This window comes from Enterobacter sp. KBR-315C3_2022 (assembly GCF_041399425.1).
Taxonomy (GTDB): Bacteria; Pseudomonadota; Gammaproteobacteria; order Enterobacterales; family Enterobacteriaceae; genus Enterobacter.
On sequence record NZ_JBGKEB010000002.1, the window covers coordinates 282,158 to 308,627 of the forward strand.

A 26,470-nucleotide genomic window follows, 5' to 3' on the forward strand; every position below is an offset into this window, starting at 1 on the left:
GTAGGCCGGGTAAGCGCGAGCGCCACCCGGCATTTACAGTGGGGATCAATCCTTGTCCGTCGCGCTCAGCGTTACGGAGGAGAGGTAGTTCAGCAGCGCAATATCGTTATCCACGCCCAGCTTCATCATGGCTGACTTCTTCTGGCTACTGATGGTCTTGATACTGCGGTTCAGCTTCTTGGCAATTTCGGTTACCAGGAACCCTTCAGCGAACAGGCGCAGCACTTCACTCTCTTTCGGAGAGAGACGTTTGTCGCCGTAACCGCCAGCGCTGATTTTTTCCAGCAGGCGGGAAACGCTTTCCGGCGTGAACTTCTTACCTTTCTGCAGCGCGGCCAGCGCTTTTGGCAGGTCTGTCGGCGCGCCCTGCTTGAGGACGATCCCTTCGATATCCAGATCCAGTACGGCGCTCAAAATCGCCGGGTTATTGTTCATGGTCAGAACAATGATCGAGATGTCCGGGAAATGGCGCTTAATGTATTTAATAAGCGTAATCCCATCACCGTACTTGTCTCCAGGCATGGAGAGGTCGGTAATGAGCACGTGTGCGTCTAGTTTTGGGAGGTTATTGATAAGTGCTGTTGAGTCTTCAAATTCACCGACTACATTCACCCACTCGATCTGTTCAAGTGATTTGCGAATACCGAACAGTACAATCGGATGGTCATCGGCAATAATTACGTTCATATTGTTCATGTATAAGGCTACCTTGCTACAGCAAGCTTTTGACGTAGGCGTCAATGTCGCTGATGTATTTTTCAATGCCAGAGGCATCTTTCTCACGAATTAGATGTTCCAGCGTTTCACATAACTGCTTGCCGGGAACCAGATTAAGCATGGCAAACACCCCTTTAAGCCGGTGTGCTGTCTGTGCCAGCGCCGCAAAATCATTCGCGGCGGACTCAGTATACAACCGCTTAACATCATCTGGAACTGTATCAACAAAGAGTGAATAGTATCCGCTGGCATGGAGCTCGGCATTTTCATCGCCGCCTAACGGAGACTCCAGAATCTCTTCCTGCGCCAGCTGTTCCTCTATCAGTTGGAGTACAGCGTCCTGCATCGCATTGCTCATATTAAAGTTGACGCGCATCTGGCCGGGGCCGATTTTTCGCACGCCTGGCTCATCATCGCTTAAAAGCAAGCCCGAGGCAGTAAGATTAGACGGATTATCCGTTAAAAACAGATCAAATTGTTGACTTGATAGCCTTTCGTCCGGGGTGATACAGGCCGCGCCCCAGTTTTCTAACTGACGTACCACGATATGACGAATCTCATTCGAGGTGACGTCAACCATCACGACCACGTCGTCCAGCAGACGCTCTTCGTCTTCTTCCTGCGGGTTGGCGGCCATTTTCACGTGCAGAGAATAGCGGGTGCCGAGCGACTCGCGGGTCTTGATGTTCAGGTGGCCGCCAAGCTTGCGGGCCAGCTGATCGCACAGCCAGAAGGTGAGGGCGTTGGCCTTGCCGTAGCGGTCGCTCTGCGTGTCGTTCAGGAACGGGAAGTGCAGGTTATCGATCTCGCTGACGGTCACGCCTTCGCCGGTGTCCAGAATGCGGAACGTCAGGCGATCTTCCGCAGACTCATCGGTGCTGACTTCCAGCGTGATCTTGCCTATCTGGGTGGTGATCACCGCGTACTGGATCAGCATGAGCAAGATCCGCCGCAGCGCTTCGCGATCGCCGTGGCGTTCATCGGTGGCGGATAAATGGTTGTTGATCAGCAGCTGCAGCCCTTTACGGCGGGTGACGGGCAGCACTTCAGGCACCACTTCGTCGATCAGATCCTGAATCGAGAACAGGGTAGGCGTTCCCTTCCAGCCGTCGTTTTCTAGCTGGTTGGCGAGCTGAACTTCGTCCACCAGACGAACCAGGGAGTCAGCCTGGTTAGCCAGCTGATGGCCTTCCGGCGTGCTCAGGGCGGCGGCGCGCTCGGCAAGCGCCTTAAGCGGCTGCTTGAAGGCGTCGCCGATATTTTGCATAAACGCGGCGCGGCCCTGCTGGTTCTTCTCGTACAGCCGCTGCGCCTGCTTAAGCTTTTTATTCACCAGCACCTCGCGGTCCTGATCGCGGATGACGAAGATTTGCGTGCGCGACGCGACCTGGCTGCGGAACTGGCGGATTTCGTACAGTTCATTGTTGATCGTCGCCTGAATCACGCCCTGGTGCTGATCCGCCATGGTGGTGATGTTTTGCAGATTCAGGTGCGGAAGAAGGTGATCGGCGATTTTATTGCTCATCACCGTGCGGTTGGCCTCCTGATCGTGGACCAGAACGCCCAGCGGCAGCGCGGAGATAATCTCTTCATTAAGCGCGCGCAGCACGCGCAACTCGTTGCTGGTGCCGGTGGATACCGACGAGGATTCGTTTTGACGCCCCGTCTGGAAACGAAACGTGCTGTAGCCAAACAGCGCCAGCGCCAGCAGGCCGATATTCAGCAGCAGCGGCAGCAGGATGTTTTGCAGCGTGTCGAGCAGCAGGGTGCCGAATGGTACCTGCCACACCAGGCGCATGCCGGTTGAGTTTAGCGAGGACGAAATTTCAATCTTCGAGCCGTTAAAGGAAATCGAAACGCTTTCCGCGCCCTCTTTATCTGGCGGCGTGCGCATATTCTGCGTGGTGTTGTCAGGATCCAGGCGGAAGCTGTCCAGCTGCATATCCGGCGGGATCAGGTCGTTAATCGGCAGGTCAAACGCGACGACCGTCGCCAGATGTCCCGGCTGGTTAAAGGTGGTGCGCAGCGTAAAATAGTGCCCGTTTTGCCAGGCGAGACGGCGCAGGGAAGAAAAGCTTTCGCGCTCGTCCAGCGCGTTCGCCTGCTGCAGCATTTCCGCTCTGCGGGAATCCACGATGCTGCCGATGGTCGTTTCCTTAAAGCCGGACGACAGGTCTTTCAGCGGCAGGGTGGAGATCAGGATCATGCTGTTGTCCTGACCGTTGAGATAATACATCGACCACGGCACCGTCTCTGCGCCCCACAGGGTGTCGAGATACGAGGACATACGCTGCGTCATCTCAAGCGTTGCGCTGTCGTGCGAGCCAAAAATCAGGGCTTCCGTCTTGCGCTGAGGCTTTTCGAGGTAATAGACGTCCTGCTTCAGGCGCGTCTCCTGCAGGCCATCTCCGGACGCCGTAGCGGGCGCGGCGGCGATAGTGTCGTAAATCTGCCAGGTGGCATAGCGCCACGTGTCGATGCGCTTGTGCACCGCATGGGTGATATCGACAATTTGATAACTCTTATCCTTGAGCCACGCGTTCACCGCGCTCTGGACCATCACCCCCATTGTGACGAGCAGCACCACGATCAATAGAAGAAAGAAACGGGTAATACTTCCCGGTAAAAGAGAGAATTTGCCCGGAGCGGGAGTTTCAGTCTGACTCATTGATATGTTTAACCCATAGTGGCCGCGCGGTAAGGGGATACGGCAGTATAAAGGGTAATACCTGAAATTCCAGCGCCATAGTGGGTGACTCAGGACTTTTTCCGCAGGAATTATGCTGCTTCCACAGCGGTTTAAATGTGTACAACGGCGGCTTAACCGTACAAATAATTGGCAATCAAGGGGTAGGAATAGCACGAATAAACAAGAAATTAAGTTTTCTGGCAAACTTTTAATCACGAACCGCGCGGGGGAGTGATTTAGTTAATAGTCATTATAATTTCATCGCTGTAGCATAAAAAAAGTCATTTTACGTAAAGAAGCGTAAAAAAAAACCGAATGCAGGGCATTCGGCTCAATTAGGGATAAACAGACATTCAAAACTGAATGACGGTAATAAATAAAGTTAATGATGATAGCGAGAGTTATTTTAGAGAAATCAAGCGATTTTGTTTTGTCATTCAGTGCTCTAAAATTGCGCCTTACATTATATTGATATTAAAGGTTTTTTTAATTTTATTGATTATCCGTGCGGTATTTTTAATCCTTGCGTGCTTTGTGAAAGTTCCCTCAAATTTACAATTGGAAACATGTTTATGGATAAATGAAACATCTTCAAAGTTTTCGTATCATATTCCTGTTGGATTATTCTGTATTTTTAAGGACAATGAAAACGCCGACTGGTTAAGAGGGTTGACCAGTAAGCAGTGGTAAATAATAAGGCATATAACAGAGGGTTAAAAAATGAAAGTTAAAGTACTGTCCCTCCTGGTACCAGCTTTGCTGGTAGCAGGCGCAGCGAATGCGGCTGAAATTTACAACAAAGACGGCAACAAATTAGATCTGTACGGCAAAGTTGATGGTCTGCACTATTTCTCTGATGACAAGAGCGCAGACGGCGACCAGACCTACATGCGTCTGGGCTTCAAAGGCGAAACGCAGGTTAACGATCAGCTGACCGGTTACGGCCAGTGGGAATACCAGATTCAGGGTAACTCCGCAGAAAACGAAAACAACTCCTGGACCCGTGTGGCGTTTGCCGGTCTGAAATTCGGCGATGCCGGTTCTTTCGACTACGGTCGTAACTATGGCGTTGTGTACGACGTGACCTCCTGGACCGACGTTCTGCCAGAATTCGGCGGCGACACCTACGGTTCTGACAACTTCATGCAGTCCCGTGCAAACGGCGTGGCAACCTACCGTAACACCGACTTCTTCGGTCTGGTGGACGGCCTGAACTTTGCTCTGCAGTATCAGGGTAAAAACGGCAGCGCCAGCGGTGAAGGCCAGACCAACAACGGCCGTGACGAACTGCGTCAGAACGGCGACGGCTACGGCGGTTCTATCACTTACGATCTGGGCGAAGGCTTCGGTATCGGTACGGCTATCACCAGCTCCAAGCGTACTGACGCGCAGAACAACCTGGCCTACGGCAACGGCGACCGCGCTGAAACCTACACCGGCGGTCTGAAATACGACGCGAACAACATCTACCTGGCAGCGCAGTACACCCAGACCTACAACGCAACTCGCGCCGGTAACCTGGGCTGGGCCAACAAAGCGCAGAACTTCGAAGTGGTTGCTCAGTACCAGTTCGACTTCGGCCTGCGTCCATCCGTGGCGTATTTGCAGTCTAAAGGTAAAGACCTGGACAACGGCTACGGCGACCAGGACCTGCTGAAATATGTTGACGTTGGCGCGACCTACTACTTCAACAAAAACATGTCTACCTACGTTGATTACAAAATCAACCTGGTTGATGAAAACGAGTTCACCCGTCAGGCGGGCATCGGTACTGATGACATCGTAGCGCTGGGTCTGGTTTACCAGTTCTAATTCGTTACACAGTATTGCAAGGGGCCATTTGGCCCCTTTTTTCATGCCTTTTAGCGTCTTAAAAACCTCTTTTTTGGTGTACTCTTGCCGCCCTGGCATGAGGATAATAACGAATGGACATGACTTTTTTACGCGCCAGCCTTCTGGCAACGCTTTTTTTCCTGACCGCGTGCGACTCTTCCACGCAAACCGCTAATACCGACGCGCCCGCCGCGACGGTGCTGGAAGGGAAAACCATGGGGACCTTCTGGCGCGTCAGCGTGATGAACCTCGACGGCGCGCGGGCTAGCGAGCTGCGCGACAAAATTCAGGCGCAGCTGGACGCGGACGATCAGCTGCTTTCGACCTATAAAAACGACTCCGCGCTGATGCGCTTCAACCTCTCGAAAAGCACCTCGCTGTGGCCGGTGAGCGAGGCCATGGCGGACATCGTGACCGAATCCATGCGCGTGGGGTATAAAACGCACGGCGCGATGGACGTCACCGTTGGTCCGCTGGTGAACCTCTGGGGGTTTGGCCCCAACAGGCAGCCGGTCAAAACCCCCGACCAGGCCGCCATTGACGATGCCCGCGCCCGCACGGGCCTGCAGCACCTGACGGTAATCAACCAGTACGGCCAGCAGTATCTGCAAAAAGACATTCCCGACCTGTTTGTCGATCTCTCGACCGTAGGGGAAGGATATGCCGCAGACCACTTAGCCGCGCTGATGGCAGAAGAGGGGATCTCACGCTATCTGGTGTCCGTTGGCGGCGCGCTAGTCAGCCGCGGCATGAACGCCAGCGGCAAGCCGTGGCGGGTGGCGATCCAGCAGCCTACCGATCGGCAAAACGCGGTGCAGGCGGTGGTGGACATTAACGGTCACGGCATCAGCACCTCGGGCAGCTACCGCAACTACTACGAGCTTGACGGAAAGCGCATTTCGCACGTGATCGACCCCCAGACGGGTCGCCCTATCGAGCATAATCTGGTTTCCGTAACGGTTATCGCGCCGACGGCGCTGGAAGCGGATGCCTGGGATACCGGGCTGATGGTGCTGGGAACGGAAAAAGCCAAGGAAGTGGTGCGCCAGGAGGGGCTGGCGGTCTATATGATCACTAAAGAGGCGGACGGGTTTAAAACCTGGCGCTCGCCGCAGTTTCAGAGCTTCCTGGTGAGCGATAAAAATTAAAAAGCAAGGTTGCGGGTTTTTCTTCGCTGGCGCTCGGGCAAGGTATGCATATGCTTGTAGGAGGAGTCGATGATGAAACATGTAGCCTTGAGTACCGATGAGGATCGTTGGCTGGCCGTGCTGGCCCGCGATCCGCACGCGGATAATCAGTTTGTCTTTGCCGTGCAAACGACCGGCATTTTCTGCCGCCCGTCCTGCCGCGCCCGCCACGCGCTGCGCAAAAACGTCCGGTTTTATCCCGATGCGCAGCGCGCAATCGAGGCCGGGTTCAGGCCGTGCAAGCGCTGCATGCCGGACAAAATCGATCCGCAGGAGCAAAAGCTGGCGAAGGTGGAGCAGGCCTGCCGCCTGCTGGAAGACGATCCAACCCTGACGCTGGAACGGCTGGCCCGGCAGGTGGCCATGAGTCCCTTCCACTTCCACCGCCTGTTTAAATCCATCACCGGCATGACGCCCAAAGCCTGGCAGCAGGCGGCGCGGGAAAAACGCCTGCGCAGCGCGCTCGCGCACGGTGACAACGTTACCGATGCCGTGCTGGCGGCGGGGTTTCCGGACAGCAGCAGCTACTATCGCAGAGCGGACGCCGCGCTGGGGATGACCGCAAAACAGTATCGCAAGGGCGACGCTGCCGTGCGTTACGCCATCGGTGACTGCTCGCTGGGCCGCTGCCTGGTGGGGGAAAGCGAGCGTGGGATCTGCGCGATACTGTTGGGTGACGACGACAGCGCGTTAATAAATGAACTGGCGTCGGTGTTCCCCCACGCGCGGCCTGAGCCGGTTCTGGGGGAATTTGCCCAGCGGATTGAACGGGTTATCGCCAGCATCGACGGCCGAGGCGTGCCCCTGACGCTGCCGCTGGATATCCGCGGAACGGCCTTTCAGCAGCAGGTCTGGCAGGCGCTGCGGGCGATCCCCTGCGGCGAGACGGCAAGCTACCAGCAGGTGGCGCGCAGCATCGGCAAACCGAACGCCGTGCGCGCGGTAGCGGGCGCATGCGCGGCAAATACGCTGGCGATTGTTATTCCGTGCCATCGCGTAGTCAGAAACGACGGGGCGCTGTCCGGCTACCGCTGGGGAACGGCGCGTAAAGCGCAGCTTTTACGGCGCGAAGCCAAAACGCAGGAGGACTAATGCTCGATCTCTTTGCCGACGCCGAACCCTGGCAGGAACCGCTCGCGCCGGGGGCGACAATCCTGCGCCGCTTTGCGCTGTCGCGCGCGGCGGCGCTGTTTGACGCGATCGCGTCGGTCGCGGCGGTCTCGCCTTTTCGCCATATGGTGACGCCGGGAGGCTACACCATGTCGGTTGCGATGACCAACTGCGGCACGCTGGGCTGGGCGACGGACGCGCGCGGCTACGTCTACGCCGAAACCGACCCCGTGACCGACAGGCCCTGGCCGCCGATCCCATCGCTGTTTGCGGCGCTGTGCCATGACGCGGCGGTTGAGGCGGGCTACCCTGATTTTCAGCCGGACGCCTGCCTTATCAACCGCTACGCGGTGGGCGCGAAGCTCTCGCTGCACCAGGACAAAGACGAGCCGGACCTGCACGCGCCGATCGTCTCCGTCTCGCTCGGCCTGCCTGCCGTCTTCCAGTTTGGCGGCCTGCGGCGTAACGATCCGCTGAAGCGCCTGATGCTGGAGCACGGTGACGTGGTGGTCTGGGGCCGGGAGTCGCGGCTGTATTACCACGGTATTCAGCCGCTTAAGCCCGGCGATCACCCCCTGACGGGCGAGTTCCGCTATAACCTGACGTTCCGCCAGGCGGGAATAGCGAATAAAAATAAGAATTATTCTTGATGTGCGCGTAAGGCAGTTTACACTGCTGGCTGTTTTTTCCTGTTCGGATTGCTTTGCATGCAACTACTTCTTCTTGTCTGGCGTCAGTACCGCTGGCCATTTATCGCGGTGATGGCGCTCAGCCTCGCCAGCGCGGCGTTGGGTATTGGGCTGATTGCGTTTATCAACGTGCGGCTTATCGAAATGGTCGACACCTCGCTCTCCGTTCTGCCGGAGTTTCTTGGGCTGCTCCTGCTGCTGATGGCCGTGACGCTCGGCTCGCAGCTCGCCCTGACCGCGCTGGGCCACCACTTCGTTTTCCGCCTGCGCGGCGAGTTTATCAAACGGATCCTCGATACCCAGGTAGAGCGGATCGAGCAGCTCGGCAGCGCCTCCCTTCTGGCGGGGCTGACCAGCGACGTGCGCGCCATCACCATTGCGTTCGTGCGCCTGCCGGAGCTGGTGCAGGGGATCATTCTGACCTTCGGCTCCGCGGCCTATCTGGCCTGGCTCTCCACGAAAATGCTGGCCGTGACCGCGCTGTGGATTGTCATCACCATCTGGGGCGGATTCCTGCTGGTGTCGCGCGTCTATAAGCACATGGCGGTGCTGCGGGAAACGGAAGATAAGCTCTATAACGACTATCAGACGGTGCTGGAAGGGCGCAAGGAGCTGACGCTGAACCGCGAGCGCGCCGAGCATATTTATAACCACCTCTACATCCCGGACGCGCGCGAATACCGTCACCACATTATTCGCGCCGATACGTTCCACCTGAGCGCGGTGAACTGGTCGAACATTATGATGCTCGGCGCCATCGGGCTGGTGTTCTGGATGGCAAACAGCCTCGGCTGGGCCGATACCAACGTTGCGGCGACCTACTCGCTGACGCTGCTGTTCCTGCGCACGCCGCTGCTGTCCGCCGTCGGCGCGCTGCCCACGCTGCTCAGCGCCCAGGTGGCCTTTAACAAGCTCAGGAAGTTTGACCTCGCGCCGTTCAGGGCCGAGTTCCCGCGCCCGCAGGCGTTCCCGAACTGGCAAACCCTTGAGCTGCGCGACGTGACCTTCCGCTACCAGGACAACGCCTTCTCGGTGGGGCCGATTAATTTGACCCTGCACCGCGGCGAGCTGCTGTTCCTGATTGGCGGCAACGGCAGCGGAAAATCGACGCTGGCGATGCTGCTGACCGGGCTGTATCAGCCGCAGTCGGGGGAAATTCTGCTCGACGGCAAGGCGCTGAGCGCGGAGAAACCGGAGGACTACCGCAAGCTGTTCTCGGCGGTGTTCACGGACGTCTGGCTCTTCGACAGGCTGCTCGGCCCGGAAGGGCAGGAGGCCAATCCGGCGCTGGTGGAGAAGTGGCTGGCGCATCTGCAGATGTCGCACAAGCTGGAGCTGCAGGACGGCAGGATCCTCAATCTTAAGCTCTCTAAAGGGCAGAAGAAGCGCGTGGCGCTGCTGCTGGCCCTGGCTGAGGAGCGCGATATCATCCTGCTGGACGAATGGGCGGCGGATCAGGACCCGCACTTCCGCCGCGAGTTCTATCAGGTGCTGCTGCCGCTGATGAAGGAGATGGGCAAGACCATCTTTGCCATCAGCCACGACGACCACTACTTCATCCATGCCGATCGACTGCTGGAGATGCGCGACGGCAGGCTGAGCGAGCTGACCGGTGACGAGCGCGACGCCGCGTCGCGTGATGCGGTGGCGCGCACGGCCTGAAGCCCTCACCCCAACCCTCTCCCTGAATGGAGAGGGTGTATTCTGTGCCTGGCTGAAATTTGTGGGAATCCCTCACCCCATCGGGAGAGGGAACAAATTGCGGTCCGTATGCCGTTTTTTTCTCCATCTCCCGCCGTTGTTTATTCTTATTTACATATCTCCGCGCTATGCTTAGTGCCATCTCATTTCATGGATTTATGATTAATGTCGGTATTGAAAAAAAACAGCGCAAGGTTGCGCGATCAGGAGCGTGCGCGCCTCATCTGGCTCCTCACGACCGATAAAGCGGTCACCTCTTCGCTACTGGGCAAACTGACCCTGGCTGAGCAATATGATGTCGGCACGTTAGCCGACGATATTGCTGAGGTAGGTGCGCTGGTCGCCCATTTGCCGCCGCCCGATCTGGCGGATACGCTTGAAGCCCTGCCGTCCGAGGAGCGTCACGCCCTGTGGCGCCTGGTGCAGGACCACGAGCGCGGGCAGGTTCTGCTCGAAGCCTCTGAAAACGTCTGGGACGACCTGATCGACGAGATGAGCGACCGCGACATCCTCGATGCGGTTCAGACGCTCGACATCGACGAGCAGATTTACCTCGTGCAGCACCTGCCGCGAAACCTGACGGGACGCCTGCTGGCCTCGCTGCCGGCCGACGAGCGCGCCCGCGTGCGCCAGGTGATGCACTACGAGAAAAACAGCGTCGGCGCGATCATGGAGTTCGGCGTCATCATGGTGCGTCCGGACGTCACGCTCGGCACCGTGCAGCGCTACCTGCGCCGGCTGGGCAAGATGCCGGACAACACCGATAAGCTGTTCGTCACCTCGCGGGACAAAACCCTGCTCGGCGAGCTGGAGCTGAAAACCATCTTGCTCAACAGCGCGCAGCGGCGGGTGAGCGAGGTGATGGAAACCGAGCCGATGGTCTTCTCCCCGGAAGATGACGCTGAGAAAGCGGCCCGTACCTTCGAACGTGATGACCTGGTCAGCGCCGCGGTGGTGGACTCCGTCGGCAAGCTGATGGGGCGTCTGACCATCGACGAGATCGTGGACGTGGTCTACGAAGAAACCGACAACGACCTGCGCGCCCTCGGCGGGATCAGCGCGGAAGATGACGTACACGCCTCGGTGGGCAAGGCGGTGAAAACCCGCTGGGCGTGGCTGGCGATCAACCTCTGCACCGCGTTTATCGCCTCGCGCGTCATCGACGGGTTTGAGCACACCATCTCCCAGCTGGTGGCACTGGCCTCGCTGATGCCGATCGTGGCGGGCATTGGCGGCAACACCGGCAACCAGACCATCACCATGATCGTTCGCGCCCTCGCGCTGGAGAACATTCAGCCCGGCAACTTTGCCTTCCTGATCTTCAGGGAGATGGGCGTGGCGCTGATTAACGGCCTCGTGTGGGGCGGGATCATGGGCGGCATCACCTGGTGGCTGTACGACGATATGGCGCTGGGCGGCGTGATGATGCTGGCGATGGTGCTGAACCTGCTGGTGGCGTCGATGATGGGGGTCATCATCCCGCTGACGATGACTAAGCTGAAGCGCGACCCCGCGGTGGGGTCGAGCGTGATGATCACCGCCATTACCGACACCGGCGGCTTCTTTATTTTCCTTGGTCTGGCGACGGTGTTTCTTCTTTAGCCAGGCGCGCGCGCCTGAGCCGGGCGGGGAGAATGACCATCACCACGATCCCGCCCAGCACCCCAATCGCCAGGTTACCGGTTGAGACGGTGGCGGCCACCGTCACCAGCATCACCAGCGTTTCGGCTATGGGCGCATGCTTGAGGGCCGCGGGCTGAACGCTGTGCCAGCTGAACGTTTTCACCGCTACGATGGCCATAATCCCGGCCAGCACGGCCATCGGAATTTTTGCCATCACCTCGCTCAGCGCCGTGACCAGCACCAGCAGCACGGCGGCGGCGGCGATCGTGGAGACGCGGCTGCGGCCTTTGCCCATCTCCACGTTGACGATGGTTTGCCCGATCATCGCGCAGCCCGCAATGCCGCCGTAAAATCCGGCCAGAATATTCCCGACGCCCAGCCCAATGCTCTCGCGACGCTTGCTTGACGGCGTGGCGGTCAGCTCGTCCACCAGCTTCGCGGTCAGCAGCGATTCGAGCAGGCCGACAAACGCGATGCTCAGCGCGCAGGGCCAGATGATGCTCAGCGTTTCAAGGTTGAGCGGCACCAGCAGCTCCGTCAGCCCCGGCAGGCCGCCGCTCATGGAGCCTTCGTCGCCCACGGTCGGCAGAACCTGCCCGGTGGTGACGGTGAACAGGGTTAATACCACGATGGCGATCAGCGGCGACGGCACGCTTTTAACGTAGCGCGGCACCCACAGCACGATCAGCAGCGTCAGGACGAACAGCCCGAGAATTAGCGGGCTGCGGCTCCAGAAATGCGGAACCTGGGCGAAGAAAATCAGGATCCCCAGCGCGTTAACAAACCCGGTCATCACCGGCTGAGGCACAAAGCGCATCAGCCGCGCCATTCCCAGCGCGCCGAACAGGATCTGAATGACGCCCGCCATCATCACGGCGGGAAGAATGTACTGAACGCCGTGCTGGTGCACCATCGGCCCGATGACCAGCGCGACGGAGCCCGCGGCCGCGGTTACCATCGCCGGGCGGCCGCCCAGCACGGAGAGCGCAAAGCAGAGCACCACGGAGGCAACCAGGCTGACCTTCGGGTCGACGCCCGCGACCACCGAAAACGAAATCACTTCCGGGATCAGGGCGAGGGCGGTAATTACGCCCGCCAGCGTTTCGCGCATCAGGCGAGAAGGGGAACGAATCACGTTGGCAACGCGATCTTGAGATTGAGTTAAAGGCATAGCAGTTCGCAGGTTAGGGCAGGCTTCCGTGCGCGCGATCACAAAGTGCAGCATAGTAGCCACAATCCGCGCGCTTTACTACCCGCAGGCGGAATGCCACACAAACATTCCACCATTAAATTTCACAATTACAATAATTTCGTAACCTTTAAACAATATTTAAAAGTTGCTACCGTTGCCCCCGCAGTTTTTTTCACCTGCAATTTCCACGCACAAGTACATTTCAACGAAGGCATAAATTATGAAAAAAATGACTGCCATGCTCTTTACCCTGGCCGTGGGGCTGAACGCCGTCTCCATGGCGGCAAAAGCGGAAACGCCAAAAGAGCAGGAAACGGACGTCCTTTTAATCGGTGGCGGCATCATGAGCGCTACTCTGGGAACCTATCTGCAAGAGCTGCAGCCGGACTGGTCGATGACCATGGTCGAGCGCCTCGACGGCGTGGCGCAGGAGAGTTCTAACGGCTGGAACAACGCCGGTACCGGCCATTCGGCACTCATGGAACTGAACTATACGCCGCAGAAAAAGGACGGTTCCATTAGTATCGAAAAGGCGGTTGAAATTAACGAAGCCTTCCAGATCTCCCGCCAGTTCTGGTCTCACCAGGTGAACAGCGGCGTGATGCACGATCCGCACTCCTTCATCAACACCGTGCCGCACATGAGCTTTGTGTGGGGCGACCAGAACGTTAACTTCCTGCGCGCGCGCTACGCGGCCCTGCAGCAGAGCACCCTGTTCCGCGGCATGAAGTATTCTGAAGATCACGCGCAGATCAAAGAGTGGGCGCCGCTGGTCATGGAAGGACGCGATCCGAACCAGAAGGTGGCCGCCACGCGTACCGAAATCGGCACCGACGTGAACTACGGTGAAATCACCCGCCAGCTGGTGGGCGCTCTGAAGAAGAAAGAGAACTTCAACCTGCAGCTCAGCACCGAGGTGCGCGGATTCAAGCGCAATGCGGACAACAGCTGGAGCGTGACCGTTGCCGATCTGAAAAACAACGATGCCGAGCGCGTCATCAAGGCGAAGTTTGTCTTTATCGGTGCGGGCGGCGCGGCGCTGAAGCTGCTGCAGGAGACCGGTATTCCTGAAGCTGACGACTACGCGGGCTTCCCGGTGGGCGGCCAGTTCCTGGTGTCTGAAAACCCGGAAGTGGTGAACCGCCATCTGGCAAAAGTCTACGGCCAGGCCTCCGTCGGCGCGCCGCCGATGTCCGTACCGCATATCGATACCCGCATGCTGGACGGCAAGCGCGTGGTGCTGTTTGGGCCGTTCGCCACCTTCTCAACGAAGTTCCTGAAAAACGGCTCGCTGTTCGACCTGCTGAGCGCGACCACCACCTCCAACTTCAAGCCGATGGTGGACGTGGGTCTGGATAACTTCGATCTGGTGAAATACCTGATTAGCCAGGTGATGCTCTCTGACGACGACCGCTTTGCGGCGCTGAAAGAGTACTATCCGCAGGCGAAGAAAGAGGACTGGCGTTTGTGGCAGGCGGGCCAGCGCGTGCAGATCATCAAGCGCGATCCGAAAGAGGGCGGCGTGCTGCGTCTGGGTACGGAAGTGGTGAGCGATAAGGATGGCACCATTGCCGCGCTGCTGGGCGCGTCACCGGGCGCGTCAACCGCTGCGCCAATCATGCTGCACCTGATGGAAAAAGTGTTTAAAGATAAAGTTGCCAGCCCGGAGTGGCAGGCGAAGCTGAAAACCATTATTCCGTCTTACGGCACGAAGCTGAACGGCAACGTCGACGCCACGGAGCAGGAGCTGGAGTATACCAGCCGCGTTCTGCAGCTGCAGTACATCAAGCCGCAGGCGGCAGACGCTGCGCCAAAAGCGGAGCTGAAGCCTCAGCCGGAAAACAAGCCGGTGGCGGATATCGCGCTGTAGGGTAAAAGAAAAACGGTAACATCCGTTACCGTTTTTAGTGTTTTCTCCCTCTCCCGGTGGGAGAGCGTTGGGTGAGGGCCCGGCGAAGCCGCCACCCGACTTATTCTTAACGTACTTCCGCTTGACCGACCGTCTCGTCCGCCTTCCACACGCGATACTTCACGTCCACGTTTTCCGGCGTATACACCACGATCGGCAGCTTGCTGTTGTAGCGAAGCAGGCTATTGTCGCCCAGGTACGCGGTCACGAATTTCTTCTCTTTTTTGCCGTCCGGGCAGGCCATCATGGTGGAGACCGGAGACGTCACTTTGTCGAAGACGTAGTAGTCATAACCCCAGCCTTCCAGGGTTTTGCTTTCCAGCTGGCCGCCCAGGCGGTGCTGGTTGCAGTCCACTTCAAGCGTTTGCCCGATCAGCAGCTCGACCTTGAAGTTCCCTTCGTCCTGCTGAGCGGGCAGCTGAATCACCTGGCGCTTCATGCCTTTCTCCGCCTGCGGATACGGCGCGACCTTTTCCAGCGGCTGCTCTTTCTGAGCGTCATTAGCAAACGCGCTGACGCTCACGGCAGCGGCAATCAGGGCAATGGCAAATTTAGGGGCGTTTTTCACAGTTATTCCTTTTTGTTAAAACGAACGGATTCAGACTAGCATAACCCATATGAATGATTGGAGTGATTTACTTATATTTTCGAAATGAATAGCGTGATGCACTGCCTGTCATGGCGTTGTTTGGTGGTTTGTGCTGATGTGGAGTCAGGGGAAGGATCGTGTTATTTTAAGCGCCAGATATTGTTATTCATCTGTAAAGGGAATTGAGACATGGTTCGCGAAAAACTGAAAACGCCCGAAGGGCGCAAATTTCTCCTCGCTCTGCTGGTGGTCTTTATGATTGCCGCAGCGTGCGTTGGCCGGGCAACCATCGTTGGCGTGATTGAACAGTACAACATTCCGCTGTCGCAGTGGACGACCAGCATGTTCGTGCTGCAATCCGCGATGATCTTTGTTTACAGCCTGGTCTTCACCGTTCTTCTTGCCATTCCGCTGGGCATCTTCTTCCTCGGCGGGCGCGACAAGCACTGAGCGTATTGAACGACGCCGACGCCTTTCACCCCTGAAGAGCGTCGGCACCTCGTCTACGCCACCACCGTCGTGACCTGCCCCGGGAAGCTTATCTGAATCACGCCGCCCCACATGCATATTAGCTGTGACTGCGCGGTGAGGGCGGGCGCATTGCCCACCACTATCGTTGGCGAGCCCGGCATCCAGGGCGCAACGGTCGATGGAATACACGGCATCGGCGTCAGAACCCCAAGCGCCGCCGCGGTGGCCGCGGCTACGGTCGGGTTGGCGATGCTGTTGCACATCCCGAAGGGCAAAATATTGATAAACGGCTTGTTATCCATAATATTTGCCATCGGCATGTTGTTGACGATGGTTCGGCTGACCGGCAGGACGTTCAGCGTGGCGGGCGCGACGCCGAATGAACACTGCATGACTGCGCCGGTACAGACTCCTGGACAACTCATGGTAACACCCCCATTTGCCGCCACAGTCGGCGGGCGGATTCATCGCTGTTAATCAGTTCCGAAAGCAGCTCCGGCAGAGGCATATGCCCCCAGGCAAAGGCGCGGTACAGCAAATAGGGTACCGGGCTGTGCGGTTCGGTGCGCGCCAGGTAATCCGCCACCTGCTTCATCACCCGATAGGCCTGTTCCCGATCCGCAAACGCTATAACCTCGCTGGCCGCGGGCGGCGTCTCCGTTGCCAGCGGCGGTGGGGCTTGCGGCGCAGCGCTCCCCAGCGCCTGCAGGCCCGTTTTGATTTTTTGCTCCAGCGCGCTGAAGGAGGGGGCCGAGGCGGCGGGCCAGCTCTGGCATACGGCATTAAGGCGCGTAAGCCACCCCAGGCTTTCCGTCAACGCCTGAACCTGCGCGGCGTCTGCGCCGGGCAGTGGGATCGCCGCAACCTTGCCCTGCTGCCACTGCGCTAACGAGACGTTTTCCCCGTTGACGCAAAAGAGCGGAGCCTCGGCAATCAGCGCGGCGTAGTGCTGCGCCATCCAGCGCAGGGGCGCGGCGCGATAGTCGTAATCCCCCTCTTTGATCTGCGGATGCAGCTCCTCCGGGTAGCGTTCAAGCGCCAGCGTCGCCAGCGCCAGCGCGTCGGGCAGGGCGGTCAGCCCGCGCGTTCGGATCCACGCTTCGCCCAGCCAGCCCATAATCACCAGATCCTTACTCAGCGTTTCGGTCAGCTCAACGGCGATGCTCGCAACGTTCTCCCAGTCGGCGCGCCGCGGCGTGCTCTGCCAGACGCCGGTGGGCAGCGTTTCGTCATCCTGCTGCCGGGCGGCGACCAGCCTGTCGAACGCCGGCGAGTAGCGGATTGGATCTCCGCAGCGGTTATCTGCCGCAATGGGCGCCAGCAGCGCCTCGATATGTTCCATCATTGTCCTCCTGATAATCCCTGTTCGGTTAGGGGGATCCACGGTAGCGGCGTCTTTTCTTTGCTATCCAGCAGGGCGATCTGCAAAAAGACGGTCGCCTGCATCTGCTGATGACCCTCGCCCACCGGAAGCGTAAAGCGCAGCGGCAGAGGCTGCGCCAGCGCGCCGCCCACGCGCTGTTCCCCAATCATTCTCAGCAGCGACCACGCCCCCTGCCAGCGCCAGCGGCCCGTATCTCCGCTTACCGTCACGCTGGCTTGCGCGCTGCCCGGCAGTGGCCGCCAGGCGGAGTTCGCGGCCCAGCGCAGGCTGAAGCTCAGGCCATCGCCGCTGCGCCACTGGAGATCGGTTGCTCCCCCCGGATAGCTGATACTTTGCTGATTGCCGCTCAGCCGCCAGTCGGCTATCTGGTCCGCGCCGCTTTCGCGCTGGCGCGAGGTTCGCCAGATAACCCGCACGGTCACCCCTTCGGGCGCAACCAGCGCGGCGAGCAGCGGCCGTGCCGCCGCCAGCTGCTGAATCAGCGGCGGCTGTTCGGATAGCGCCTCCGCCGGAAGCTGTGCGAGCAGCTCGTTCAGCTCTCGCACCCGGTCGACGTCCGCATCCGGCGCGTGCGGCACGGCGGTGAAGGGAAACCGCCCCGACAGCCAGACGTTGTAGAGCGTGAAAATTTTCTGCGTCGCGCCGATGCTCGCCTGCTGGCGCAGCTGACGGCACTTTTGCTGCGAGGCGTTAACCAGCGCGTTCAGCGACTGGCTGTAAAAATCATTGCCGCCGGACGCGCCGTACTGCGCCAGTTCGTCCCGGCAGTTTTGCGCGCTCATCGTCGGGAGCGCGGCGGCAAGGGCGTTCATCTGGGCCGGCGGGCTCCCCGGATCCTGCTCCTGCATGCGCCGCATGGCCCGAAGCGAGCTGCTCCAGCGGGCGATCGGCTGATTCTCCTCCGGCGCGAGCCAGCCGCGCTGCCTGTCGAGCCAGTCAATGTCCTGCTGATAGCGGGTCAACGCCGCGGTGATTTGCTCCGCCTGCGCGGCGGCCCAGCCTGCCGCCTTCTGCCCGCTGGCCTGCGCCTGTTCGGCGGTGGCGTAGCTGACGGCCGGGGGATCCACCGCCGGAAGCAGCGCGCTGCCGTCCTGGCGCACCCGGGCTATCACCTGGGCGGCAATTTGCCTGCGCAGCGCGTCGGCGGCCTGAGGGCGATTAAGCTGGCCGAACGCGTCAATAACCCGGTCCGCGCTGGCGGTGCTGATAGCGTTGCTTTGCGCCACGCTGGCCGCGCCCGCGTAGAGCGCCTGGCGCATGGCGTTTTCCGCCGCCTGCTGCGCCAGCTGGGCCAGCCTCGGGCGCCAGACGCTGTCCGGAAGCTGCTGCATAAAGCGCTCATACCCGGCGTACAGCGCCTGCGCCTGCTGAAGCTGCAGGTTGCCAGGATATCCGGCGTCAGGTTCCGTATCCGGGTTAACGCCCTGCTGCCAGAAGGGCTGATTCAGCAGATCGCGCAGGCTTTTTTGCAGCGCCAGAATATCCGGCGACACGTTGAAATCGCCTTCCGGCGTTTGCTCGGTCAGGGAGGAAAAGTGCAGCCGGGAGCCGTCGACCTGCGCCAGAAAGCGCTGGCGCAGCAGGGCTTCGTGACGCAGTACCGCCCCAATCACGCCGTTGTCGATCAGCCGCAGCGCGCGGGCCTGGGCCAGCAGCTCGTCCAGCGGCAGGCGGATCGGCGTGTGCGTGGCGTCGCGGCTGAGGTTGTTGATCGTCGTCAGCGTGCCCTGCAGGCGGCTCACCTGGCGGACCAGCGAACGCACGAACAGCGGGGTGACGCGCGTGCCGTTGCTGAACAGCGTCAGCAGCTGCTCGAGCTGCTCTTCATTGGCATCAAGGCTGGTGTTGCCATAGTTCTGCTCCAGCCAGCGCAGGGTTTCGCGGGAAAACAGCGCGCTGTTGCGCTGGGTCAGTTCGCTGGCATCGGGCAACCGCAGGCGAGAAAGGTTAAGCGTCGCGAACATCGCGTTCAGCGCCTCCTGCGAGGGCAGCGAGTCGGCGTCGACCCTTACGCCCCAGACGCTGTCGCTGACGGTCGCAAGCGTCTGCACGGTAGGTTTTTTTACCTGCATCAGCTGCAGCAAGGGCAGATAGCGCGACTCCATCTGCTTTACCTGAGCCAGAAGGTGCTGGATCTGCCGGTAGCGTTCTTCCGGCAGCAGATCGTCCCCGTCCCGGTCGTCGTTTTCCTGATTTTGCAGGCAAATGCCGTTGGTCGCGGGCACTAGCAGGCTGCTGAGGGTGGCGCTGTTGAAGGTTTCCCGCAGCCTGGTATCGGTACGGCTGAACAGCGAGCCGGGCCAGACGACGGAGCGAAACTGCCATTGCGGGATCGCGTTTAGCACGCGCCAGTACAGGGCGGCGGAGCGCTCGCCGGGGGCATCGGCACGGACGGTTTGCGCCGCGAGTATCTGCAGGCGGTCGTGCAGCAGCTGGGCGTTAGGATACTGGTATCGCCAGCTCAGGATCATGGCGATAAGCCACGCGACGCAAAGGCAGCTGTAGCAGGCGAGGGTAATAAAATGGCGGCGCAGGTTCAGGCGCAGCAGGCGGCGTACGGGCAGGGCGAGCCCGCGCTCCGCGGCGATTTTTCCAGCGAGCAGCGCCTGGCAAAACTGCATCTGCGGTTTGTCCTCCGTCAGGGTTCTGGCGACAAACCAGATCCCCCTGAGCAGCGGCGGCTCGTCGCGGGCGTTGCTGTTAAACAGCGTGTCAAAATAGTCGTGGAGCGGCGCGGCGAGCGGCGGAATAGACTCCGGCAGCCGGAACAGCGCTGGCGGCGTATTTCCCTGCAGCGCGCCGAGCTCGGTAACGGTCTGGCGCAGCGCAGCCCGGGTGTTGTCCAGCGCATCGTCGATCCACTGCGGCTTCCAGACCGCTTCCCTCGCCGCGGGGATCGCGCTGCCGACAGGGCTGCGGCGTGCCTCCGGCGGGAGCTGCGCCAGCAGCGCGGCGGTGCCGTCCAGCGATTCCATGCCGCTGATGAGAAGGTAGATGGGCAGGCTCAGCCCGCATACCTGCTGGATCTGCTGACAGTGGTTCAGCAGGCTGGCGCGGGCGACATCATCGCCGTTCAGCGCCTCCAGCGGCAGGGTGATAACCAGGGCATCGAGCGGACGCTGAGGGCGGCTTTTTACCAGCGCGGCCAGCAGTTTTTGCCAGTCACTCTGGCGGATAAGCCGTTTTTTCCCGGCGGTTTGTAACGCCTGCGGCACGCAAAGCAGGCTGCACTGCGGGTTAAACCACCACTGCCCGAACCAGTTTTCCGCGCCGTCGGTCAGCGACCAGCTGCGGCAGAGCAGGCGGTTGTCCTCTTCGTTGCCGAGCATCAGGATGCGCATAGCGTCATAGGGATCCTGTTCGCCGCAGGCGCGCTGGATCTCCTTTTGCGCGCGGATAAAGGTATTGTTGCGATACTCCCACTGCCACCAGACGCACCAGAGCGTAAGGGCCAGCAATACCAGCACGATAATCAACAGCGTCAGCCAGGGTTGCGTCACTTTTCATCCCCCGGGCAGGACTGGGTGATCGGAAAATCCGGCAGCGTGTTGACGCCAATCGCCTCTTCAATGCTGAACCACAGGCGCTGGCTCAGCAGCAGCAGCGCCAGCAGCACGATAATGGCGATGAGGTGCAGCTGTGAATTGTCCGGCAGGCGGCGGCGCGCCGGGAGCTGCAGGGGCGAGCCCAGCGACGCCGAGGCCATGCGCTCGGCGATATCATCGGCCTGCGCGTCGCACTGGAAGGCGAAAAGCCAGAGCAGGCGGCAGGTTTCCTGGCGGGACGAGGCGTTAAAATCCTCGCGACGGGAGCCGAATCCGAGCGTCAGGCAGCGTAACCAGACCGCGGCGACATCGCGCTGCCCCGGGTGACGCTCGCTGAGCACGCTGTCAATCTTGCGCGGGATCCGATCCCCCGCGCTGTGGGTTTGCCACAGATGATATTCCAGCGGACAGCTTTGCCACAGGCCGAGCGCGGGCCAGTCGCTGTAAAGAACCGTTTCATCGATCAGCGCCACCAGCGCGTAAATGGCGTCATCAATCTGCTGCTGAAAGGGCGAGCCCAGCTCGCGCGTCAGGCGTCGGCCGTATTCCGCCACGAGATGATTCGCGTATTCAAACGCCTGAAGATGCAGCGCATCGGGCGGCAGCGTGCAGCTTTTCCAGCCGTCGAACTGCACCAGCCAGCGGGAGAAGGCGTCATCAAACAGCCGGCTGGCGGGCATGTCAGGAGCCGCGGGCGTCATGGCGATCCTCCTGTCGGTAAAGCATCACTTGCTGCGGCATCGCGTCCGTTTCATGGAGCGGCGCGACCACCAGCGGCGCCTCTTTTTCAAACCACTGGGGGGCCAGCGTCAGGGTGAACAGCGCGATGCTGCCGTCGGTCTCCCAGTCGCCGCGCTTTTGTGGCGCCAGCGGGACGAAAGGCATGCCGTGCATTCGCTGACGGCGCAGGATGGGCAAAAAGGGCTGGCTGGCAATCAGGCTGCGCTGGAGCCACGCTTCGGCCCGGGCGGCGTCGCCGTTGGGCATCAGAATGCCGATGACAACCTCTTCCCCGGCGTGCACATCCGCCGGAAGCGGCAGGGAAAAGTGGCTATCCACTCTGCTGAAGCTGAGCCGGAGGTAGCGGCGATGAACGTGCGCCAGCTGTGCGCTCAGCAGTGAAAAGAGCGTGGCAAAGCCGGGATGCATGTTCTGGTAATCGAAGGCGGGCAGCAGGGGCAGCGTTTTGTCCTGGGTCAGAATCGCCGTCTGTCCTACGAACAGGCACAGCGCGCGCCAGAGATCCTGCGGATGCGGCTCACCGCCGTTGACCAGCGTTTCCAGCAGCGGCAGCGTTCCCTGAATGCTCTGTAGCGACAGCGTCAGCCACAGCCAGTCGTCGCCGCGCTGATTTTGCTGCGCCAGCTGCATCTCCCGGCTCAGGAACAGAATTTTCTCTCTCGCCTGCAGGCATATCTGGCGCGCGTGGCGGCTGAGATAGCTCGCTTCGCTGATGCGGGGCGAGGGGGGAAACCATTCGCTTTGACGAAAACCGCCTTCGGTGTAGACCACCTGCAGCAGCGGCAGGCAGACGAAATCGGCGCGCTCGTGCGACATCAGCAGGCGCGGCGCGGGCTGCCAGAGGGGGATGCTTTCTGGAAATTCACCGCTGCACAGGTCCGGCAGCGGCGCGCTGTTAATGGAGCGGTTGCGGGTGCTCATCTGCTGCCACTCTCCGGCGCGGCTGTGCGGCGCCAGCGCCAGCCAGAGCCGATGCTCGCTGTCCGGCGCCGCCGGGAGCAGGCGCGAGCAGTCGAACTCCAGCGGGGGATCGCCGTCGATGCGGTAATCGAGCGGCGTACCGTCGGGCATGATGGCCTCCAGATGCAGTATGCGCAGCACGCCAGCGCATAGCGCCGCCTCATCGATCTGCAGCCGTTTTACGCCCCAGAACCAGGGATTGGCGCTGTGCGCAAGCGCGGCGGAAAGGGTTTCATTACGCAATGCCTGCAGCTGGAAATGCTGGGGCAGCATTGCCATTCCTTCATACCAGCAGACCATTGCCGGAATTGTGCTCATCGTATCTTCCTTGTTCAGGGCGCGAGGACGGCCTCATCGGTCATCAGTAACAGGTGCAGAGCATTGGCATTATCCAGGCGTAGCCGGTGCTCACCTTCGCTGCGGTAGCGGGCAAACAGCAGGATCGCGTCTGCCTGGACGCCCTGCAGCGGATTTTCATTGGCAACGAAGCGGGAACCCGGCACCAGCTCCAGCGACCAGACGCGGAGCCCGTCCGGCGCGTCGCGCAGCAGCTGCGATCTGGCGTTGAACCACTGCGCTGCGGTAAGCGCCTGCACGGTGGGGATCAGCGCGCGGTCGGAAACGGCGACAATGTCCACCGCAACTGGAGCGTTATCATTTGCATCTGGAACGGTTTCAATTACGACAGCCTTGAATTCAACCCGGTTTTGCCAGAACGAACAGCCGCTATTCAGAAAAATTAAGAAACCGCAGAATATTAATCTGGCTACATGACGTTGACCCATTGCCATATAAAATCCTTTTATACCCGCCATAGTTCATATGAGGCATGCGTTAATTACCAACAATTCCTCTGTCAGCGTCGATTAGGGTATATATCTTTTCAAAAAAGATAATTAATGACGGCGCTTTGTTTTTTGATGCAAATCATTATTCACTGCATATTCCGGAAAGCAAATGTTAAGAATAAAGCATTTGCGGGGTGAATGATTTCAGCTGAAAATATAACTTTGTTGGTAAGTTTGCGTATATCTCATTGAAATTTAATGGTTAATTTTTAGTTAATTGATTTTTATCAAATGGATTTAGTTTGTGTAAAAAGTAAAAAATTAGATTGATATTTATTTTTGGCTGTGTTTTTTATATTAGCCGTAGTTATTCAGAAAAACCGTGTTTTCGAATAATGGTGCTGCCGGTTTAGCACCAGGGATACTATTGCTTTAAAAAAGGATTGAATATGGCAGAGAGCATTCAGCATAAACTCAACCGTATTAGGCCACCGCGCGTGCAAATAACCTATGATGTTGAAACGGGCGGCGCGATTGAGAAAAAAGAACTTCCTCTTGTCGTGGGAATTTTAGCGGATTTATCCGGGCAGCCCGCATCGCCGCCTGAAAAATTACGCGAGCGCCGTTTTGTCGAAATCGATCGTGATAATTTTGATGATGTGCTCTCGTCCCTCTCTCCACGCCTGGCCGTGCAGGTTGAAAATCGGCTCGCTAACGACGGCAGCAAGCTCAACATTGAGCTGCACTTTGGCGAATTTGATGACTTCTCCCCCCTCAATATCATCAACCAGGTGAAGCCGCTTCAGCGTCTGCTGCAGGCCAGGCAGCGCCTGCGCGATCTGCTGACTAAGCTGGACGGCAACGACGATTTGGACGCGTTGTTGCAGCAGGTGGTCAACGATAACGCTGAGCTTCAGACGTTAAGACTCGCAGCCGAAGAAAAACCAGCCGAAAACGCGTAACGGAAAGGAGAAGCGCAATGGACAATGTTCAGGAACAAGCTGAAACCGGCGGGCAGACGGTCACGCTGAGCGTGCTGGATCGCATTATCCAGGAAGGAAGAATGGCGCGCGATGAGCTGCAGCAGACCTACGCGCGCGACATGCTGGAAGAGCTGGCGACGCAGATCCTCGACGAGGGGATGGCGATAGAGAGCGACACCGTGGCGATGATTAACCACCGTATCGCGCAGATCGATGCGCTTATCAGCGACCAGCTTAATGAAGTGCTGCACCATCCCGATATGCAGAAGCTGGAGGCCTCTTGGCGCGGCCTGCATCAGTTTGTCATGAACACCGAAACCAGCACGCGGCTGAAGCTGCGCCTGCTGAACGTTTCGCGCAAAGAGCTTCAGGACGATCTGGAAAAAGCGGTGGAGTTCGACCAGAGCACGCTGTTTAAAAAGCTGTATGAGGACGAGTACGGCACCTTTGGCGGCAATCCGTACAGCGTGCTGGTGGGGGATTTTGAGTTTGGCCGCCATCCGCAGGACGTGGCGCTGCTGGAGAAAATTTCCCAGGTTGCGGCGGCGGCCCATGCGCCGTTTATCGCTTCTGCCAGCCCGCGCCTGTTTGATATGGGCTCGTTTGCCGAGCTGAACGTGCCGCGCGATCTGGCGAAGATCTTCGAGAGCACCGAGCTAATCAAATGGCGGGCGTTCCGCGAGAGCGACGATTCCCGCTATGTATCGCTGGTGCTGCCGCACGTCCTGCAGCGCCTGCCGTACGGCCCGGATACGGTGCCGGTGGAGGGCGTCAACTTTGTTGAGGACGTAGACGGCCTCGATGCCAGCAAATACCTGTGGGGCAACGCCGCCTGGGTGCTGGCCAACCGCATTACCGAAGCCTTTGCCCTGTACGGCTGGTGTGCGGCGATCCGCGGCGCGGAGGGGGGCGGCCTGGTGGAAAGCCTTCCCGCGCACACCTTCGCCACGCCGTCCGGCGACATCAGCCTGCGCTGCCCGACGGAGATCGCCATCACCGACCGCCGTGAGAAAGAGCTTAACGATCTCGGGTTTATCGCGCTGTGCCATAAGAAAAATACCAACACCGCCGCGTTCTTTGGCGGGCAGACCACCAATCAGGCCAGGATTTACAACACGCCGGAGGCCAACGCCAACGCGCGGATCTCGGCAATGCTGCCGTACATCCTTGCCGCGTCCCGCTTTGCGCACTATCTGAAGGTGATTATGCGCGACAAGGTCGGCAGCTTTATGAGCCGCGATGACGTGGATCGCTATCTCAACAACTGGATTGCAGATTATGTATTACTGACTGACAGCGCCCCGCAGGAGATCAAAGCGCGTTATCCGCTGCGCGAAGCGCGGGTGGACGTGAGTGAAGTGCCTGGTAAACCGGGCGTTTATCGCGCAGTCGTGTTCCTGCGCCCGCACTTCCAACTGGAAGAGTTGACGACCTCTATCCGCCTGGTTGCTGAACTGCCGCCGCCAGCAACAGCATGATAAAAAAGGAAAATAAACCATGGATGCGATTTTTTTAAAGCTCGATGATGTTAAAGGTGAAAGTCAGGTTGAAGGATTTAATGACCAAATCGAAATTATGTCCTTCAGCCATAACGTGGCGATGCAGGTTACCAACGACGTCAGCAACACTGAACGCACCTCCGGACGGGCGCATGTCGGAGAAATGTCACTGACTAAGTTTGTCGATCTTGCCACGCCGAAACTGAATGAATACTGCTGTAGCGGAAAGATGGTGAAAACAGCTGTGCTGACGCTATGTCGTAATGATGACGCCAAAATGCTGCCATTTATCGTTTACACCCTGGATAACGTGATTATCTCGCATCTGAGCGTTAGCGGTGGTTCCGGCGGTAAACCGGTCGAAACCATGTCGCTGAACTTCACCAAAATAAAATGGGAAATCACCGCTCAGAAACTGGGGGGGCAGAAAGAGGGCAATGTTTCTTCCGTCTGGGATATGGCGATGAATAAGAAATGATCAAATCCTCCATCCCGGTCGCGCTGTTTGACAGGCTACAGGATGAGGAGATCGCCCCGCGAGAATCGGTGCGCCGGGAGCTGAGCCGACTGTTCAACTCCCGCGCCCCGGCGGATGCCGACGCGCTACCGCCGCTGCTCGCTTGGGGCGTGCCGGAGTGGCACGGCCTGAACGGGGGCGATGAGCGGGTGCTTGACTGGTTCTGCCGCCAGCTTCGCGCCGCCATCTTACGCTATGAGCCGCGCATCCAGGCGCTCACGGTGCGTGCCGGAGAGGCGCATCATCAGACGCTGACGCTGCATCTCGACGTCATGCTGCACAACGACGACAGGCCGCTGACGCTGAACTTGACCTATCTGCACGGCAGCTGGCGGTAACCTCC

Annotated in this window: 22 protein-coding genes; 12 read left to right on the top strand and 10 right to left on the bottom strand. The window is 59.1% G+C overall.

Features of this window, described 5'->3' with window-relative positions:
* Positions 1 to 45: 45 nt before the first annotated feature.
* Both rcsB and rcsD read right to left on the bottom strand, forming a co-directional pair.
* A complete protein-coding gene (rcsB, locus tag AB8804_RS04105; protein ID WP_003859405.1) occupies positions 46 to 696 on the bottom strand; it encodes a response regulator transcription factor RcsB in 651 nt (216 codons plus the stop codon).
* Positions 697 to 712: 16 nt separating this feature from the next.
* The gene (gene rcsD, locus AB8804_RS04110) at positions 713 to 3,385 is read right to left on the bottom strand and encodes a phosphotransferase RcsD (protein WP_371183354.1); all 2,673 of its coding nucleotides are present in this window, start codon (positions 3,383 to 3,385) and stop codon (positions 713 to 715) included.
* Positions 3,386 to 4,126: 741 nt separating this feature from the next.
* Here rcsD and AB8804_RS04115 point away from each other — a divergent pair.
* The 6 genes from AB8804_RS04115 (at position 4,127) to mgtE (ending at position 11,528) form a co-directional block, all read left to right on the top strand.
* Entirely contained in the window at positions 4,127 to 5,218 is a 1,092-nt protein-coding gene (locus AB8804_RS04115; RefSeq protein ID WP_371183356.1) for a porin OmpC, read from the top strand.
* Positions 5,219 to 5,331: 113 nt separating this feature from the next.
* Positions 5,332 to 6,387, top strand: a complete 1,056-nt coding sequence (gene apbE / locus AB8804_RS04120; RefSeq protein ID WP_371183358.1) for an FAD:protein FMN transferase ApbE — start codon at positions 5,332 to 5,334, stop codon at positions 6,385 to 6,387.
* 72 nt (positions 6,388 to 6,459) lie between these two features.
* Positions 6,460 to 7,518: a bifunctional DNA-binding transcriptional regulator/O6-methylguanine-DNA methyltransferase Ada gene (gene ada / locus AB8804_RS04125; RefSeq protein WP_371183505.1), complete on the top strand. Its 1,059-nt coding sequence runs from the start codon at positions 6,460 to 6,462 to the stop codon at positions 7,516 to 7,518.
* Complete coding sequence (alkB, locus tag AB8804_RS04130) at positions 7,518 to 8,186, top strand: DNA oxidative demethylase AlkB (protein WP_371183360.1); 669 nt, start codon at positions 7,518 to 7,520, stop codon at positions 8,184 to 8,186. Before ada ends, alkB begins: the two co-directional genes overlap by 1 nt.
* A 57-nt stretch (positions 8,187 to 8,243) precedes the next feature.
* Positions 8,244 to 9,887 (top strand): multidrug ABC transporter permease/ATP-binding protein, encoded by a 1,644-nt coding sequence (locus AB8804_RS04135; RefSeq protein ID WP_371183362.1) that lies wholly within the window; start codon positions 8,244 to 8,246, stop codon positions 9,885 to 9,887.
* 204 nt (positions 9,888 to 10,091) lie between these two features.
* Positions 10,092 to 11,528, top strand: a complete 1,437-nt coding sequence (mgtE, locus tag AB8804_RS04140) for a magnesium transporter (protein WP_371183364.1) — start codon at positions 10,092 to 10,094, stop codon at positions 11,526 to 11,528.
* Here the strand turns inward: mgtE and AB8804_RS04145 are convergent.
* Positions 11,491 to 12,774: a SulP family inorganic anion transporter gene (locus tag AB8804_RS04145; RefSeq protein WP_371183509.1), complete on the bottom strand. Its 1,284-nt coding sequence runs from the start codon at positions 12,772 to 12,774 to the stop codon at positions 11,491 to 11,493. The two genes, mgtE and AB8804_RS04145, sit on opposite strands and share 38 nt — an antisense overlap.
* Positions 12,775 to 12,961: 187 nt before the next feature.
* Here AB8804_RS04145 and mqo point away from each other — a divergent pair, with 187 nt between their 5' ends.
* Positions 12,962 to 14,611 (top strand): malate dehydrogenase (quinone), encoded by a 1,650-nt coding sequence (gene mqo / locus AB8804_RS04150; RefSeq protein ID WP_371183367.1) that lies wholly within the window; start codon positions 12,962 to 12,964, stop codon positions 14,609 to 14,611.
* Positions 14,612 to 14,717: 106 nt separating this feature from the next.
* Here mqo and eco read toward each other — a convergent pair whose 3' ends face one another.
* Complete coding sequence (gene eco, locus AB8804_RS04155) at positions 14,718 to 15,218, bottom strand: serine protease inhibitor ecotin (protein WP_371183369.1); 501 nt, start codon at positions 15,216 to 15,218, stop codon at positions 14,718 to 14,720.
* Positions 15,219 to 15,428: 210 nt separating this feature from the next.
* Between eco and AB8804_RS04160 the strand changes: the two genes are divergently transcribed.
* Positions 15,429 to 15,689 carry a DUF2534 family protein gene (locus AB8804_RS04160; RefSeq protein ID WP_112010401.1) on the top strand — a complete coding sequence of 87 codons (261 nt, stop codon included), beginning with the start codon at positions 15,429 to 15,431 and terminating at the stop codon, positions 15,687 to 15,689.
* 53 nt (positions 15,690 to 15,742) lie between these two features.
* Here the strand turns inward: AB8804_RS04160 and AB8804_RS04165 are convergent, their stop codons facing one another.
* Genes AB8804_RS04165 through AB8804_RS04190 form a run of 6 tightly spaced genes read right to left on the bottom strand, consistent with a single transcriptional unit; the run spans position 15,743 to position 22,978 of the window.
* Positions 15,743 to 16,135, bottom strand: a complete 393-nt coding sequence (locus AB8804_RS04165; RefSeq protein WP_371183372.1) for a DUF4280 domain-containing protein — start codon at positions 16,133 to 16,135, stop codon at positions 15,743 to 15,745.
* The gene (locus AB8804_RS04170; protein WP_371183374.1) at positions 16,132 to 17,055 is read right to left on the bottom strand and encodes an ImpA family type VI secretion system protein; all 924 of its coding nucleotides are present in this window, start codon (positions 17,053 to 17,055) and stop codon (positions 16,132 to 16,134) included. Before AB8804_RS04170 ends, AB8804_RS04165 begins: the two co-directional genes overlap by 4 nt.
* Positions 17,052 to 20,594, bottom strand: a complete 3,543-nt coding sequence (locus AB8804_RS04175; protein ID WP_371183376.1) for a type VI secretion system protein — start codon at positions 20,592 to 20,594, stop codon at positions 17,052 to 17,054. Before AB8804_RS04175 ends, AB8804_RS04170 begins: the two co-directional genes overlap by 4 nt.
* Complete coding sequence (locus AB8804_RS04180; RefSeq protein WP_371183378.1) at positions 20,591 to 21,340, bottom strand: DotU family type IV/VI secretion system protein; 750 nt, start codon at positions 21,338 to 21,340, stop codon at positions 20,591 to 20,593. Before AB8804_RS04180 ends, AB8804_RS04175 begins: the two co-directional genes overlap by 4 nt.
* On the bottom strand, positions 21,321 to 22,658 hold the full coding sequence (gene tssK, locus AB8804_RS04185; RefSeq protein WP_371183380.1) for a type VI secretion system baseplate subunit TssK: 1,338 nt from the start codon (positions 22,656 to 22,658) through the stop codon (positions 21,321 to 21,323). The genes AB8804_RS04180 and tssK overlap by 20 nt, the downstream gene beginning before the upstream one ends.
* A 14-nt stretch (positions 22,659 to 22,672) precedes the next feature.
* Entirely contained in the window at positions 22,673 to 22,978 is a 306-nt protein-coding gene (locus AB8804_RS04190; RefSeq protein WP_371183382.1) for a hypothetical protein, read from the bottom strand.
* A 599-nt stretch (positions 22,979 to 23,577) separates the two neighbouring features.
* Here AB8804_RS04190 and tssB point away from each other — a divergent pair.
* From tssB to tssE, 4 genes are read left to right on the top strand one after another with little or no spacing between them, the layout of a single operon-like run.
* Positions 23,578 to 24,090 (top strand): type VI secretion system contractile sheath small subunit, encoded by a 513-nt coding sequence (gene tssB / locus AB8804_RS04195; RefSeq protein WP_371183384.1) that lies wholly within the window; start codon positions 23,578 to 23,580, stop codon positions 24,088 to 24,090.
* 17 nt (positions 24,091 to 24,107) lie between these two features.
* Entirely contained in the window at positions 24,108 to 25,589 is a 1,482-nt protein-coding gene (gene tssC / locus AB8804_RS04200; protein ID WP_112010408.1) for a type VI secretion system contractile sheath large subunit, read from the top strand.
* Positions 25,590 to 25,608: 19 nt separating this feature from the next.
* The gene (locus tag AB8804_RS04205) at positions 25,609 to 26,088 is read left to right on the top strand and encodes an Hcp family type VI secretion system effector (RefSeq protein ID WP_371183387.1); all 480 of its coding nucleotides are present in this window, start codon (positions 25,609 to 25,611) and stop codon (positions 26,086 to 26,088) included.
* Entirely contained in the window at positions 26,085 to 26,465 is a 381-nt protein-coding gene (tssE, locus tag AB8804_RS04210; RefSeq protein ID WP_371183389.1) for a type VI secretion system baseplate subunit TssE, read from the top strand. Before AB8804_RS04205 ends, tssE begins: the two co-directional genes overlap by 4 nt.
* Positions 26,466 to 26,470 lie beyond the last annotated feature (5 nt).

What these genes read in the sequence shown, in the direction of transcription:
- rcsB (WP_003859405.1), bottom strand. Translation starts at nt 696, where the DNA reads ATGAACAATATGAACGTAATTATTGCCGATGACCATCCGATTGTACTG.
- rcsD (WP_371183354.1), bottom strand. Translation starts at nt 3,385, where the DNA reads ATGAGTCAGACTGAAACTCCCGCTCCGGGCAAATTCTCTCTTTTACCG.
- AB8804_RS04115 (WP_371183356.1), top strand. Translation starts at nt 4,127, where the DNA reads ATGAAAGTTAAAGTACTGTCCCTCCTGGTACCAGCTTTGCTGGTAGCA.
- apbE (WP_371183358.1), top strand. Translation starts at nt 5,332, where the DNA reads ATGGACATGACTTTTTTACGCGCCAGCCTTCTGGCAACGCTTTTTTTC.
- ada (WP_371183505.1), top strand. Translation starts at nt 6,460, where the DNA reads ATGAAACATGTAGCCTTGAGTACCGATGAGGATCGTTGGCTGGCCGTG.
- alkB (WP_371183360.1), top strand. Translation starts at nt 7,518, where the DNA reads ATGCTCGATCTCTTTGCCGACGCCGAACCCTGGCAGGAACCGCTCGCG.
- AB8804_RS04135 (WP_371183362.1), top strand. Translation starts at nt 8,244, where the DNA reads ATGCAACTACTTCTTCTTGTCTGGCGTCAGTACCGCTGGCCATTTATC.
- mgtE (WP_371183364.1), top strand. Translation starts at nt 10,092, where the DNA reads ATGTCGGTATTGAAAAAAAACAGCGCAAGGTTGCGCGATCAGGAGCGT.
- AB8804_RS04145 (WP_371183509.1), bottom strand. Translation starts at nt 12,774, where the DNA reads ATGCTGCACTTTGTGATCGCGCGCACGGAAGCCTGCCCTAACCTGCGA.
- mqo (WP_371183367.1), top strand. Translation starts at nt 12,962, where the DNA reads ATGAAAAAAATGACTGCCATGCTCTTTACCCTGGCCGTGGGGCTGAAC.
- AB8804_RS04160 (WP_112010401.1), top strand. Translation starts at nt 15,429, where the DNA reads ATGGTTCGCGAAAAACTGAAAACGCCCGAAGGGCGCAAATTTCTCCTC.
- AB8804_RS04165 (WP_371183372.1), bottom strand. Translation starts at nt 16,135, where the DNA reads ATGAGTTGTCCAGGAGTCTGTACCGGCGCAGTCATGCAGTGTTCATTC.
- AB8804_RS04170 (WP_371183374.1), bottom strand. Translation starts at nt 17,055, where the DNA reads ATGATGGAACATATCGAGGCGCTGCTGGCGCCCATTGCGGCAGATAAC.
- AB8804_RS04180 (WP_371183378.1), bottom strand. Translation starts at nt 21,340, where the DNA reads ATGACGCCCGCGGCTCCTGACATGCCCGCCAGCCGGCTGTTTGATGAC.
- tssK (WP_371183380.1), bottom strand. Translation starts at nt 22,658, where the DNA reads ATGAGCACAATTCCGGCAATGGTCTGCTGGTATGAAGGAATGGCAATG.
- tssB (WP_371183384.1), top strand. Translation starts at nt 23,578, where the DNA reads ATGGCAGAGAGCATTCAGCATAAACTCAACCGTATTAGGCCACCGCGC.
- tssC (WP_112010408.1), top strand. Translation starts at nt 24,108, where the DNA reads ATGGACAATGTTCAGGAACAAGCTGAAACCGGCGGGCAGACGGTCACG.
- AB8804_RS04205 (WP_371183387.1), top strand. Translation starts at nt 25,609, where the DNA reads ATGGATGCGATTTTTTTAAAGCTCGATGATGTTAAAGGTGAAAGTCAG.
- tssE (WP_371183389.1), top strand. Translation starts at nt 26,085, where the DNA reads ATGATCAAATCCTCCATCCCGGTCGCGCTGTTTGACAGGCTACAGGAT.